11 protein-coding genes are annotated in these 12,713 nt (G+C 72.2%); 6 read left to right on the top strand and 5 right to left on the bottom strand.

Annotated features, from left to right (window positions below; all coding sequences use genetic code 11):
- The first annotated feature begins 151 nt into the window (after nt 1–151).
- The gene (locus tag ASF78_RS10980; RefSeq protein WP_056588899.1) at nt 152–2,371 is read left to right on the top strand and encodes a glycoside hydrolase domain-containing protein; all 2,220 of its coding nucleotides are present in this window, start codon (nt 152–154) and stop codon (nt 2,369–2,371) included.
- 14 nt (nt 2,372–2,385) lie between these two features.
- The gene (locus ASF78_RS10975) at nt 2,386–3,675 is read left to right on the top strand and encodes a glycosyltransferase (protein ID WP_056588897.1); all 1,290 of its coding nucleotides are present in this window, start codon (nt 2,386–2,388) and stop codon (nt 3,673–3,675) included.
- 91 nt (nt 3,676–3,766) lie between these two features.
- Here the strand turns inward: ASF78_RS10975 and ASF78_RS10970 are convergent, their stop codons facing one another.
- Nucleotides 3,767–4,195 (bottom strand): DUF429 domain-containing protein, encoded by a 429-nt coding sequence (locus tag ASF78_RS10970; protein ID WP_056588894.1) that lies wholly within the window; start codon nt 4,193–4,195, stop codon nt 3,767–3,769.
- Between the two features lie 196 nt (nt 4,196–4,391).
- Between ASF78_RS10970 and ASF78_RS10965 the strand changes: the two genes are divergently transcribed.
- A complete protein-coding gene (locus ASF78_RS10965; protein ID WP_056588891.1) occupies nt 4,392–5,792 on the top strand; it encodes a glucose-6-phosphate dehydrogenase in 1,401 nt (466 codons plus the stop codon).
- Nucleotides 5,793–5,795: 3 nt separating this feature from the next.
- On the opposite strand, the gene ASF78_RS10960 is transcribed toward ASF78_RS10965, so the two are convergent.
- From ASF78_RS10960 to ASF78_RS10950, 3 genes are read right to left on the bottom strand one after another with little or no spacing between them, the layout of a single operon-like run.
- Nucleotides 5,796–6,200: a type II toxin-antitoxin system VapC family toxin gene (locus tag ASF78_RS10960; RefSeq protein WP_200940589.1), complete on the bottom strand. Its 405-nt coding sequence runs from the start codon at nt 6,198–6,200 to the stop codon at nt 5,796–5,798.
- Nucleotides 6,201–6,202: 2 nt separating this feature from the next.
- Nucleotides 6,203–6,433 carry a hypothetical protein gene (locus ASF78_RS10955; RefSeq protein WP_056588886.1) on the bottom strand — a complete coding sequence of 77 codons (231 nt, stop codon included), beginning with the start codon at nt 6,431–6,433 and terminating at the stop codon, nt 6,203–6,205.
- 41 nt (nt 6,434–6,474) lie between these two features.
- Complete coding sequence (locus ASF78_RS10950) at nt 6,475–7,806, bottom strand: SWIM zinc finger family protein (RefSeq protein ID WP_056588883.1); 1,332 nt, start codon at nt 7,804–7,806, stop codon at nt 6,475–6,477.
- Nucleotides 7,807–7,848: 42 nt separating this feature from the next.
- Between ASF78_RS10950 and ASF78_RS10945 the strand changes: the two genes are divergently transcribed.
- A complete protein-coding gene (locus ASF78_RS10945; protein WP_056588881.1) occupies nt 7,849–10,416 on the top strand; it encodes a DUF6493 family protein in 2,568 nt (855 codons plus the stop codon).
- Between the two features lie 3 nt (nt 10,417–10,419).
- On the opposite strand, the gene ASF78_RS10940 is transcribed toward ASF78_RS10945, so the two are convergent.
- Complete coding sequence (locus tag ASF78_RS10940) at nt 10,420–11,232, bottom strand: hypothetical protein (protein WP_156374137.1); 813 nt, start codon at nt 11,230–11,232, stop codon at nt 10,420–10,422.
- Nucleotides 11,233–11,424: 192 nt separating this feature from the next.
- On the opposite strand from ASF78_RS10940, the gene ASF78_RS10935 reads away from it, so the two are divergent.
- Together ASF78_RS10935 and ASF78_RS10930 are read left to right on the top strand one after the other, a co-directional pair.
- Nucleotides 11,425–11,991 carry a DUF4956 domain-containing protein gene (locus ASF78_RS10935; protein ID WP_056588876.1) on the top strand — a complete coding sequence of 189 codons (567 nt, stop codon included), beginning with the start codon at nt 11,425–11,427 and terminating at the stop codon, nt 11,989–11,991.
- A complete protein-coding gene (locus ASF78_RS10930; RefSeq protein ID WP_056588873.1) occupies nt 11,988–12,704 on the top strand; it encodes a polyphosphate polymerase domain-containing protein in 717 nt (238 codons plus the stop codon). The genes ASF78_RS10935 and ASF78_RS10930 overlap by 4 nt, the downstream gene beginning before the upstream one ends.
- Nucleotides 12,705–12,713: the final 9 nt, after the last annotated feature.

The following is a 12,713-nucleotide window of genomic DNA, read 5'->3' as shown; positions in this document are numbered from 1 at the left end:
TCGGGCCCGACGTCGCCGACCTTGATGCTCCCCAGCACCCCGAAACGCCCCCGCAACACTCCCCCCGTACCGTCCCCTCAACGAGGCAGAGACGCAGGCGTCGCCCGCACGCGACCCTGGCGTCCCCGACGACGAGCGCGAGGAGCGGCGGATGTTCGAACGCGTCGACCCGTTCATCGGCACGGAGGCGACCAGCCTGCCGCCGCAGCACGGCATCGCGCAGACGTGGTGGTGGCCGAAGCCGCAGGTCGGCAACACACACCCGGGGGCGACGTACCCGCTGGGCATGGTCAGCGCGTGCGCGTACAGCGGTGCGTACCCGACGGGTTACGGCCGCTACGACCTGGGCACGGAGGGTCTGCCGACGGAGCTGCACGACCGGCAGGTGGCGAGCGGCTTCACGCACTTCCAGCAGTCGGGGACGGGTGCGATCCGCAAGTACTACAACTACTTCCGCGTGACGCCGATGCTGCAGCCGCTGGACGATCTGGGTCAGCTGTGGGACGTCGTCGACGAGACCGCGGAGCCGGGCTACTACTCGGCGACCCTCGACAGCGGGATCCGGGCGGAGATCACGGTCGGACCGAAGAGCGCCGTGCACCGGTACACGTTCCCCGCTCATCGGGACGCACGCCTGGTCGTCGACTTCTCGCTCGGTGGGCTGTCGATCCCGCACGGGCGGACGGTGCCGCTGCGGGCGCACCTGCACTCGATCAGCCCGGGGATCGCGCAGGGCGAGATCGTCGTCGAGGGTGCTCCGTTGGCGATCCACGTGGAGTGTGACGACCCGCGCTGGCGGCAGCTGCTCTGGTACGACCGTCGGCTCATGCCGGGTGGGACGCGGCTAGACTTCGACCGGATCCGGCCGACGACGCTGCGCCCGTTCGGGTTGATGTGGGCGGGACCGTCGGAGCCGGGCCAGGTCGTGGAGCTGCGGTTCGGGTTCTCGTTGCGGGGGGTGGACCAGGCGCGGGAGAACCTGGAGCGGGAGTGCGGGCCGGGTCCGTCGAGCTTCGCTGAACGCCGGGCGGCGACCGCAGCAACCTGGCAGGAGGCCCTCGGCAAGATTCGGGTGGACACCCCGTCGAAGGACGAGCAGACGGTCTTCTCGACGGCGCTGTACCACTCGCTGATCAAGCCGTGCCTGGCGCCGGACGAGTCGCCGTTCTGGCCGGCGGACGGGCCGTTCGCGTTCGACCTCGCGACGATGTGGGACATCTACCGGACGCAGCTGCCGCTGCTGACGACGCTCCTGCCGGACAAGGCCGTCGAGCTGGCGAACGCGTTGCTGTACATCTCGGAGGAGGAGGGGAACCTCCCGATCGGGTACCGGATGGCTCGCGGTGCGGACCAGTTCAGCCGGCAGGCGTCGGCGCTGGCGCACACGTTCCTCGCGGACCTGTGCCAGCTCGGGCTGCCGGGGATGGACTGGGACTGGGCGCTGGTGCACATGCACAACGACCTGCGCCGGACGTACGGCGAGGACTTCCTGCTGCGCGGCAAGGTGCATCCGATCAGCCACACGCTGGACCTGGCGTTCGGGTACTGGTGCACCTCGCAGATCGCCGCGCACGTGGGAGACCCGGCGCTGGTCGAGCAGTTCACGCCCCTGGCGGCGCGGTGGATCAACGCGTTCGACGAGGAGACAGGCCTGCTGCAGGACTCCACCTACTACGAGGGCGGGCGCTGGAACTACTCGTTCCGGCTGCTGCACGACATGGCGGCGCGCATCAAGCTCTCGGGCGGTGACGACGCGTTCGTCGCACAGCTCGACCAGTTCTTCGGGTTCGACGCCCCGCCCGTCACCCAGCCGGGGCTGCGGCCGGCCATCGAGGAGATGGCCGCGGGGTACGCGCTGAACCGCTTCGAAGGGCTCAACAACGAGCCCGACATGGAGGCACCCTGGTCGTACCACTACGCAGGCCGACCCGACCGGACCGCGGAGGTGGTGCAGGCGATCGTGCAGAACCAGTTCGGCACCGGGCGCGGCGGGCTGCCGGGCAACGACGACTCCGGCGGGCTGTCGTCGTGGTTCGTGTGGGCGTCGCTGGGGCTGTTCCCGGTGGCGGGGCAGAACCTGTTCCTCATCAGTGCACCCGCGTGGCGGGAGTCGAGCATCGACGTCGGCGACCGCAACCTCACGATCGAGACCACCGGGTTCGTCGAACCGACCCCCGACGGAGCCACGCAGTATGTACAGTCCGTCCACCTCGACGGTGAACGGCTCGACCGCACGTGGCTGACGGGCACGGAGCTCCATCGCGGCGGACGCCTGCACCTGGAGCTCGGCCCCACGCCGAGCGACTGGGGCACGACCGTCCGGCCCCCGTCCGTCAGCACCCACCCCCCGACCGCCGCGCTGCGGCGCTGACCCCAGGAGTCGCCGTGTTCCCGAACCGCCGTCTCGTCATCGTCGTCCGCGCCGACCCGGTCATCTGCGGCCACTCGGGCGAGGCCCGCAACCTCGCGGAGGCCGCCCTGCTGCGGGGTTTCGACGACGTCCGCATCGTCACGTGGCCCATCGACCGGCTGCAGGCGACGGGCCTGCCGCTGAAGCCGCTCGACGGGGTCATGCCCTACTCGCCGGGCATCACCGTGGAGCGCCCCGAACCGGTCGGCGACTACAAGGTTCCCGACGGACGCTGGCTCGCGGGCATCGTCGGCCGCCTCGTGGAGCTGTTCACCGACGGTGTCCCGACGGTCGCGATGTCGCTGTACCTGAGCCCGCACTCGCTGGCCGTGGCCGACGCGGTGCACGTCGCCCGGCGGACCGGTCTGCCGGTGAACGTCACGACCGTCGCGGAGGCCGTCGGCTCCGACGTCACCAACGTGGTGCGCGCCTGCGTCGAGAAGGACGAGTTCGGTGCCGCGGCGCACGTGCTGTCCAGCTACCTGGAGCACGACGTGTGCCTCGCGGTCAGCGACTACACACGCGAGCTGATCATCGCCGAGGCCGCCGCCATCGACGCCAAGCACGGCACCACGTTCGCCGCCCAGTGCCGCGAGCGCGTCTCGGTCTCCTACCCGGCGATCGACGTCGGCTCGTACCTGGACCTCGACGCCGCCGAGACGTCGCGGGTGCTCGACGCCCGCGGTCTGACCGCTGACGGCTACGTCCTGTTCCTCTCCCGCCTCGCGCACGCCAAGGGTGTCGACGACCTCATCGCCGGCTTCGCGACGAGCCGCGGCAGCGACGACCTCCGGCTCGTCATCGCCGGCAACGGTCCCGACGCGTCGCGCCTGCAGGAGCTCGCCGCGTCGTCGAGTGCCGCCGACCGCATCGTGTTCTTCGACGACGTCGACGACGACGAGAAGGCCCACCTCATGGCCGGCTCTGCGGCGTACGTGCTGCCGAGCAAGCCGCGGCCGGAGTTCGTCGAGACGTTCGGGATCGCGCTCGTCGAGAAGATGCTGGCCGGCGGCGGACCCGTCATCACCACGGACACCGGGGGCATCGGCGAGGCCGTGGGCGACACCGCGCTCATCGTCCCCGTCGAGGACCCGGCCGCGATCGCGTCGGCCCTCGATCGCGTCCTCGCCCTGTCCCCTGACGAGCGTGCCGACTGGGAGACCCGTGCCCGCCTGCACGCCCTGCAGTTCGACCGCGGGGCGGTGCTGGACGCGATCCTCGACCGGGTGGCACGCGTGATGTGGGTGCCGACGCCGGTGGGCTAGAACGTCACGCGGGCGCGGCGTCGGGCGATCTCGACGAGGCGTTCAGCGTCGCGCCTCGTCAGGTTCGGGACCGCTGCCTGGAACTCCGCAGCTAGGTCACTCGGCGCGCGCGTCCTGCCGTGGCGACCGCGCTGCGGATCGTCGCCCACCGAGCGGACGAGGTGAGCTGCAGAGGGTCGTCGCACACGTGCTCCATGTGGTCGAGCAGAGAGACGAACGCGACCCGAAGGCTGTCGAGGGTGCGTCCACGCTTCGCCTTGTACGGCAGGACGGTGGCCAGCGCGAACAGCACGACCATCGCAGGGTGCGGATACACCTCGATCGCCACCGACCGCTTGCGGCCGGGCGGGGTTGCGGGGTCGGGGTCCCAGCCGAACCGCCGGCAGAGCGTCTCACCACGCGGAGGGTCGAAGAGCGGGCGCGAGCGGTTGGAGGGATAGGCCCCGGCGTTGTACCGGCCGAACTCCCGCGTGATGAGCTGCTCGGGAACCCGGGAACCGGTGGCGTTCGGGACGATCAACGGTGCGTCGATCGCCGCGACGACCGAGCCGCGGTCGAGGCGGGCTGCTGGCGGGCGTCGACCTCAACGACGACGCCGCGTTGCTGGACATCATGGAGCCTCCGGAGCAGCAGGGCGCCTAGCCCCGCCGCGCGCTCGGCGGCAGGCGAACGTACGGTCGAGGTTCCGCCTGTCACCGTCGTGAGGACCCCGCCCGATGGCGCCCACCGAACCGTTGATCTTCGTCCTGCACGGCGCCCGCGGTGATCTCGCGAAGCGCATGGTGCTCCCGGCGCTGGCCACGCTGCAGAGGCGAGGGCTGCTGCCGGAACGCTGGGCGCTCCTCGGCACGGGTCGCACGCCGATCAGCTCGCACGACTTCGACGAGCTGCTGCGCGCGGCCGTCGAGGAGTTCGGCGACGACGAGGCCGCGGCGGGCGTCCCGGAGCTGACGGAGCACACCGCCTACTGCGGGGACGTCAGCGAGGACGACAGCGCCGACGAGCTGCCCGGCGAGCTGGAACGGCTGCGCGAGAAGCTGGGTGGGGACGTCACCGTCATCCACTACCTCGCGGTGCCGCCGTCATCCTTCGCGCCGATCACGCGTGCACTGAAGAAGGCCGGCCTGACCGACGGCATCCGCATCGTCTACGAGAAGCCGTACGGCACCTCGCTGGAGACGTTCCGGGAGCTCGACGCGATCGTGCACGACGCGTTCGACGAGGAGCAGGTGTTCCGGATCGACCACTTCCTGGGCAAGGAGGCGACGCAGAACCTGCACGTCCTGCGCTTCGCCAACGAGCTGTTCGGCGGCATCTGGAACCGGGAGCACGTGGCCCAGGTGCAGATCGACGTACCGGAGACCCTCGACGTGGCGCAGCGCGCGGAGTTCTACGACGCGACCGGTGCGGCGCTCGACATGCTGGTCACCCACCTGTTCCAGGTGGCCGCCGAGGTGGCGATGGAACCCCCGCACCGGCTCGACGCCGCGAACCTCGGCACGGCCCGCGAGGACGTCATCGCGCACTTCCGCCCGCTCGACCCGACGCACGACGTGGTGCTCGGGCAGTTCGCGGGGTACCGCGACATCGCGGACGTGCCCGACGGCTCGACGACCGACACGTTCGTCGCGGCGCGGCTGTGGGTGGACACGCCGCGGTGGGAGGGCGTGCCGTTCCTGCTGCGCACCGGCAAGCGGATGGCGGCGTCGGCGCAGCAGGTGACGTTGGTGCTGCGGACGCCTGAGGAGCTGTTCGGCTCCCCCGTCGGCCCCAACCGCGTGGCCATCTCGCTGGCGGGCTCCGGCGAGCTGAAGGTCACGACCACCGTCAAGCGACCCGGTGCCTTCCTCGAGCTGGCCACCGGGACGGCCGACCTCGCCCTGTCGGACGTCGAGCCCGGCGAGTCGCTGCCGCCCTACGCCGGGCTGCTGGAGGACGTGCTGGTCGGCGACCGCACCCTGTTCACGACGGCCACCGGCCTCGAGGCCGCGTGGACCGCGTTCGCCCCGCTGCTCGGCAACGCCCGCCCGTCGCCCGAGCCGTACGCCGTCGGGACCTGGGGACCGGACTCGGCACACCGGTTGGCGGAGCCGCACGGCTGGGCGCTGGGCGACTGAGGGTCAGCGGTCGAGGGCGACGTCCTCGATGGCGCACGTGACGCCCGGTGCCCCGGCGATCCGCGCGTCGGCCGTCAGGAGGACAGCGTCCAACCGCTCCGCGAGGGCGACGTACGCCGCGTCGTAGGCCGAGAGGTTCCCGCCGAGGGACCACACCCGGTCCGCGAGCACCGCGTGCGGCCACAGCTCGACGGACAAGGAACGAAGCCCGTCGAGAGCGAGCTGCGCCTCGGCCTCCGAGAGCCGGCCGGTGTTCCGGTGCCTGCGCAGGACGTTCGTCACCTCGTACGGGAGCAGGTCGGGCGCGACGACGGAGGCACCGTCCAGTCGCGCCGCGACCTGCTCACCGGCGGGCCCGGGGTCGATCAGGAGTGCGAGCGCGGCCGAGGCGTCCAGGACGACGGTCACCGTCACCGACGGTCGGCCCGGAGCTCGTCGACGAGGTCGGCGTACGAGAGGCGCGGGTAGGCACGGGCCCGGGATCGGACGTGTGCGAGTGCGTCGGAGGCGCTGGGCCGCCCGGTGAGATCGATCAGGTGGGCGCGCAGGAACTCCTGCATGGACATGCCGCCGCGTGCAGCCCGGGCGGCGAGCTCGTCACGTACCTCGTCGGGCACGTCCCGCACCGTGATGACCGTCATGACTGCATTCTATCTGTGCTGCATGCATTTCGCAGCGCTCCTCATTCAGCGACGAGCTCCACCGCGAGCACGTGCTTGCACGGCCCCCGCGACTCCTGGTGCTTGCCGTACCAGGGGCAGGTGCACCGCGTGCCCGTCGCGGTGGTCCGCACGACGTACTCGGTGTCCCCGCTGCGCACCCGTGCGACGTCACCGTCGACGACGACCGCGCCGGCCTCGACCAGTGCGCGGGCGTCGGCGAGCCGCGGGTGCATGCCCTGGAGCACCGCCGGGTCGTAGGGCAGCTCGCGGTGGAAGTAGGAGGCATCGTGCGCGTCGTAGCCGACGCGGCCGGCGGCTCCGAGGCGACCGAGAGCGCGCAGGACTCGTTCAGCGGGGAGCGCCGACGACGACGCCAGGGAGAGGACGTCGATGCGCGGCTCGAACGCGAGCAGCGCGGCGACGAGGTCCGCGTCGGCGCCGGAGGACGGGTCGGCCAGGTCGCGGAGCACTCCCCCTTCCCCGGAGAACCCGCGACTGACCTCGGGGCTGAGCGTCACCGAGACGCGAGCGTCGTGCAGGGAGAGCTCCCAGATGCTCGGTGCCGGGCCGATCACCGCGGGGGCGTAGGCGCGCAGGCTCGTCGCGAACCGGAGGAGGGGTTCGAGGACCCGCAGCCGGTGCGCGCCGGCGACCGGCACCCCTGCCGCCGACGGGCGGCTGGCCAGCCGGAGCCCGCGTCCGGTCGGCTCCGCCCACAGCGCGCCGGACCCGTTGCGCGGCAGGCCCTGCACGAACCGACGGGCCTCCACCGCGCCGACCTCCAGCACGGGCACCATCGTCGAGCCCGCCACCTGCACCTCCGCGAAGCCCTTCAACCAGCGCTCGGGCAGCGGCACCCTCTCCTCGGTCACGGAGCCGGCGGCGGTCGTCACCGTGAGGTCCTCGCCGACGGACAGGTGCAGGGCGTCGTCACCGGACACGCCCGCGAGCGCCTGGCGCATCGGCGGGTTGACGTCGACGTTCGTCGTCCCCGTCGCCAGGGCCGGACCACCGAGGGAACCGGGCAGCGCATCGAGCCGGACGTGCACCCCGCAGCATGCCGAGAAGCTCTCGAACCGCAGGCGGTCGCCGTTGCTGGTGACCACCGGGTCGGCGGCGCGCAGGACCGCGGCGAGCATGCCGGGCGGGACGTAGAACCGGGTCCGCGCGACCCGGGCGACCACGAGCAGGGCGACCGCCATCTGCTCGGCGTGGCCCAGGGTGCCGTCGAAGAAGTACGGGTTCGGTTCGGCGGAGCCGCCGCTGGTCGCCAGGTGCACGTCGGGCAGCCCGTCGAGGACGCCGACCGACGACGGCCGCGCATACCGGTAGACCTGCTCGACCGACGCCACAAAGGCCGACCCTAGGGCACGTCCGTGCACCAGGATCGGAGCGTGCGGACGACGACGACCTACGACGAGCTGGTGGACGTGCCGACCGAGGTGATCGTCGGGCTGCTCCACGAGCACGGCGAGCGACAGCTGGCCGAGATGCGTCGGCAGGAGGAGCGTCCGTCCTACCGGGACCTGTTCCTGTGGCGTGGTGTCCTCGACGCCCTCGCGGCCGCGGCGGCCGGTGAGCGACCGGACGACCCTGCCGTCGAAGCGCCGAGATGGCTCGGGGGTCTGGTGGCTGCCCGGCTCGACGAGGCGGGCCGGTTCAGCCACCGCGGAGGCGACTTCACCACGGTCCGCATCCTCGAACGCCGCGGGCTGGTCAGTCCGCCGCACGACGACACCTACGCGCTCGCACTGGTCGGCGGCCTCGGCGGCGATCCGCCGACGACGCCGCTGCGCGCCGACCCGGAGCTGTTGTCGACGACCATCTGGCGCATCTTCGAGGTCGAGGGCGGCGGCGAGGTCAGCCTCGCCGCGATCGACAAGTACACGTCCGAGGACGTCTCGTGGGCGACGACCGTGCGGGTGCTCATCGACTCCGGCGACCTGGACCGCGACCGGGTCCTCGACGGTTGCCTCGCCGCCCTGGACCGTGACTTCGGCGCGTTCCGCGCGGGCTGGTTCAGCCGCCTCTGGGTCGCCCTGACACCGAGCGACGACGAGGCCGCCGTCCGCCAGGGCGCGCTGCGGTCCCTCCTGCGCAGCGACGTGAAGCCCACCGTCACGCTCGCCGTCAAGGAGCTCACCAGGCTGGCGACAGCCGGGACCCTCGACGCCGACCCGACCGCTAGGGCGCTGTCGGCCGCCGTCGTGTCGCCGGTCAAGGGCACGGCCGTCGCGGCGGTCGCCCTGCTGACGAGGCTGCACGCCCGGGGCGCCGATGTCGTACCCGCGGCGTCCGCGGCCCTGACCCACCCGCACGCGGACGTGCAGCGTGCGGCGGCGATCCTGCTGCAGCAGGCCGGTGCGGGCGACGTCGTCGACGAGGCGCGGGACCTGCTCGCGCCGAGTGTCGCCGTGCAGGTGACGACTCCGGTCCCACGGTCGGCGGCGGGAGCGCAGGCGTCACTGCCGGTCGATGCCGCGGAGATTCCGCCTCTCGTCGCGCTCGAGGGGAGCGACCTCACCGAGAGGCTCGCCGGCCTGCTCGAGGACGCCGACGACATCCCCGGGATCGAGATGGTCCTGGCCGGGCTGGCCAGCACCGGCGACCCGCGCCCGCTCGAGCCGCTGCGCGCACGGGCCACGAAGATCGCCCGGTCCGCGCCTCGCGAGGGGACGACGACGGCCTGGCTGCGCGGTCAGGTGGCCCGCCTGATCCTGCGGTCGCTCGGCGACGACGTCGCCGCCCTGCCGGTGTCGTGGGACGACGAGACCACCACCCACACTCTCCCGGTCCGCTTCCTCGTCGGCCGACTCGACGAGGTCGCGGACATCGCCGCCGGTCGCCGTCCGGCCCGCGCTCTGCTCGCCGCACCCGAGCACGCGACAGGCTGGATCGACCCCGGTGCCCTGGTCGACCGGCTGCTCGCCGCACCCGACCAGGTGACGACGTTCGACCTCGTCGGTGCCCTGCTGCGCGTGCATCCCGAGGGTCGCGGTGAAGCGGTCGTCCGGTGGGCCGCGGGTGCCGGCGTCCCGCCGGACCTGGATCACGTCGTCCGCCACGCGCTCGGGGCAGAGTCCGCGGGCAGACCCCGGACCAGCACCCGTGCGTGGTGGGTGGCGGCCGCGCGGTCCCGGTCGACCACCGAGATCGACCCGGTCCTGCTGGAGGCGGGTATCACCGGCGCGGGCCGCGCCCACCCGCTCGACCTCCGCGTCACGACGGCGGCCCGGAGCAGGACCTACCAGTCGTTCGGGAACACCTCCCAGACCTACGTGGAACGGTCGTGGTCCATCGAGGTGGTCGAACCGGTCGCGCGGCTCGTGGTCGACGAACCCACAGGCGTCAGGCGCGAGAAGCGCGAGTGGCGGACCGACGCGCTGGGCGAGCTGGTCGGGTGGATCGCGACCATCTGGCCGGCGGACGCCGAGCACCTCCTCGCGTCCCTGGCAGGCCCGGTGCTCGATGCCGCGGTCGGTGGCGAGATCGAGCACGACGCCGGTCGCGTGCTGGCGGCCCTCGGCGACCATCCCGGACGGCTCGGGCACCTGGCCGGGGTGACTCTCGCCGCAGGGCTGTCCGCAGAGCGACCGGTCGACCGGGTGCACGCCGTCGACGCCGTGGCGCGTCTCGTCGGGTCGGGTCGACTGACCTGGGTCCAGCTGGCGGAGGGGGTGACGACCCTGGGTGTCGTCGCGACCCTCACGCGTCTGGCCTCGTCGTGGGCCGACCTCGCCTCGATCTCGCCGCAGGCGTCGACGTTCGTCGTCGACACGCTGACTGCCTCGCTGCCGCACACGGACCGGACGACCACCGGCATGCACGCGGTCCTCGCGGTGCTGGAGGACGAGCTCCTGCGCGCCGGGCGCCCGACACCGCCGGACCTCCAGCCGTGGCTGCGCGAGTTCGCGGGCACGTCGAAGGCGGCTCGCACGGCCGCGCGGCTGGCGGCCCGCTGACCGTCACATGGTCGGCGCGGCGGTGATCTGGTCGGCCGGCGGAGCCTCGATGGTCACGGGGCCACCCCAGTTGCTCATCATGATCTCGGTGTGCGAGCCGAGGAGGTCGACGGAGACCTTGCGGGGCAGCTTGTCGGAGCCGACCCAGTACCGGTAGGTGATCTGCGCGGGGATCTCGACGCCCGCGGCGGCGGCCTCGGCGACGAAGTCGTCGGCTGCCGGACCGGACAGCTTGCTGGTGTCGACGACCATGTCGTACGGCTGCGTGCTGACGCCGTCAATCTGCTCCTCGGAGCCGGAGGGCTCCACGGAGACGATGGCGGGCACGAGTGCGGCGAGGCTGTCGGCGACGCTCGACTTCGACGTCGACTGCGCCATGGCGGCGGCCATCGGGTTGCTGGTGTCCGAGGCGTCGATCTGCCAGAACAGGCCGCCGGTGAGCTCCCCCAGGTTGACGTACAGCTGGCCGCCGACGAGCCGGATCTCGACCTCGGCGGGAAGGTCGGGGCTGCCGGTCGTCATGGTCATCTCGGTGCCCGCATCGGTGACACGTGCCTGCCCCGCGGCGGTCACCGAGGAACCGCCGGCCTCGCTGAGCATCGAGATGTCGTACGTCTGCGCGGCCACCATGAAGCCGGTGAGCTCGTCGACGGTGTCGGTGGTCAGCACGAAGCCGGCGGGCTCGACGACCGCTTCCTCGGTGGCGGACGGGCTGGCCGTGAGCCCGGCGGGCTCCTCGGGAGCTGCCCCGCCGCACGCGGTCAGCGACCAGGCGAGGACGACGGCAGCGGGCACCGCGAGCAGACGACGAGACACGCGCAAGATGACTCTCCTCAGGGGTGGCCGCTCAGGGTCAGGTCGGGTCAGGTCGGTGGCGGCTCGCACTCGACCGGGAGCACCCTCCCACACCCGTCCGACGCGCGGATCCACTCCGCGGCCTCAGCCGGCGCACAGCGACCGTCCAGCGACGCACTGCTGAATGGAACCCGTCCCACTAGGAGGGTTCTCATGTCTCAGTACGCGCTCCTCGCGCTCGACCTCGTCGCCATCAGCGTCCTCGCGTTCGGCGTCTACTTCCCCCGGCACCGCAGGCGCGATCTCGTCGTCGCGTACCTCGGTGTGAACGTCGGCGTCCTGGCCGTCGCGACGGCGCTCGCCGGCAGCACGGTCGGTGCGGGCCTCGGGCTGGGGCTGTTCGGGGTGCTGTCGATCATCCGGCTGCGGTCCACGGAGCTGACGCAGCACGAGGTGGCGTACTACTTCTCGGCGTTGGCGCTCGGGCTGCTCGGCGGGCTGTCCACCACGCCGTCCGCCGTGAACGCCGCGTTGATGGTGCTGATCGTCGCGGTCATGGCCGTCGTGGACCACCCGCGGATGCTGCGGCGGTACCGGCAGCAGACGATGGTGCTGGACTCGGCGATCACCGACGAGACCGCGCTCGTCGCGCACCTGGAACGCCTCCTGGGCGCGACGGTGCACACGGCGATCGTGCAGCGCGTCGACCTCGTGAACGACACCACCTGCGTCGACGTCCGGTACGAGCTCACCCACACCCGGACGCTGGTCGCGGCATGATGCCCATCGACCTGGTCGAGCTGACCGAGCGCGCCTCGCTGCAGACCCGCATCGACCGCAAGTACGTGATCCCGGCGGAGAAGCTCGCGGTCCTGCTCCGCGGCATCGAGCCCGGCGCGCGGGTCCTCGAGATCGACGGTGCGCGCGACTTCGCGTACGAGTCCGTCTACTTCGACACCCCCGACCTGCTCAGCTACCTCGGCGCGGCGCACCGGCGGCGTCGGCGGTTCAAGATCCGCACCCGCACCTACGTCGACTCGGCGCTGTGCTGGGTCGAGGTCAAGACCCGCGGCCCGCGCGGCAGCACCGTCAAGACACGCCTGCCGTACGACCCGGACGACCGCGACACGCTGACCGACACGGGCCGCCGGTTCGCCGACGACGTCCTGGACAGCGGGGTAGCCGTCGACAAGACCCTGGTCAGCACCTACCGCCGCACGACCCTGTTCCTGCCGGCCACCTCGAGCCGCACGACGATCGACACCGGCCTGGTGTGGACGTCGGCTCTCACCGGAGCGTCCCGGGCGCTGCCGGACCGCGTGGTCATCGAGACGAAGACGGGCTCGACCCCCTCCTCCACCGACCGCCTCCTGTGGCGGCACGGCCACCGCCCGGTGCGTATCTCCAAGTACGGCACCGGCATGGCCGCCCTGCACACCGACCTCCCCCACCACCCGTGGCGCCGCGTCCTCGACCGGCACGTCACCCTTTGAAGGAGCACC

It is taken from the genome of Cellulomonas sp. Leaf334 (genome assembly GCF_001424195.1).
Classification (GTDB): domain Bacteria; phylum Actinomycetota; class Actinomycetes; order Actinomycetales; family Cellulomonadaceae; genus Cellulomonas.
The sequence above is the reverse complement of the archived record's forward strand: the minus strand, read 5'-3'. Positions and strand labels throughout refer to the sequence as shown.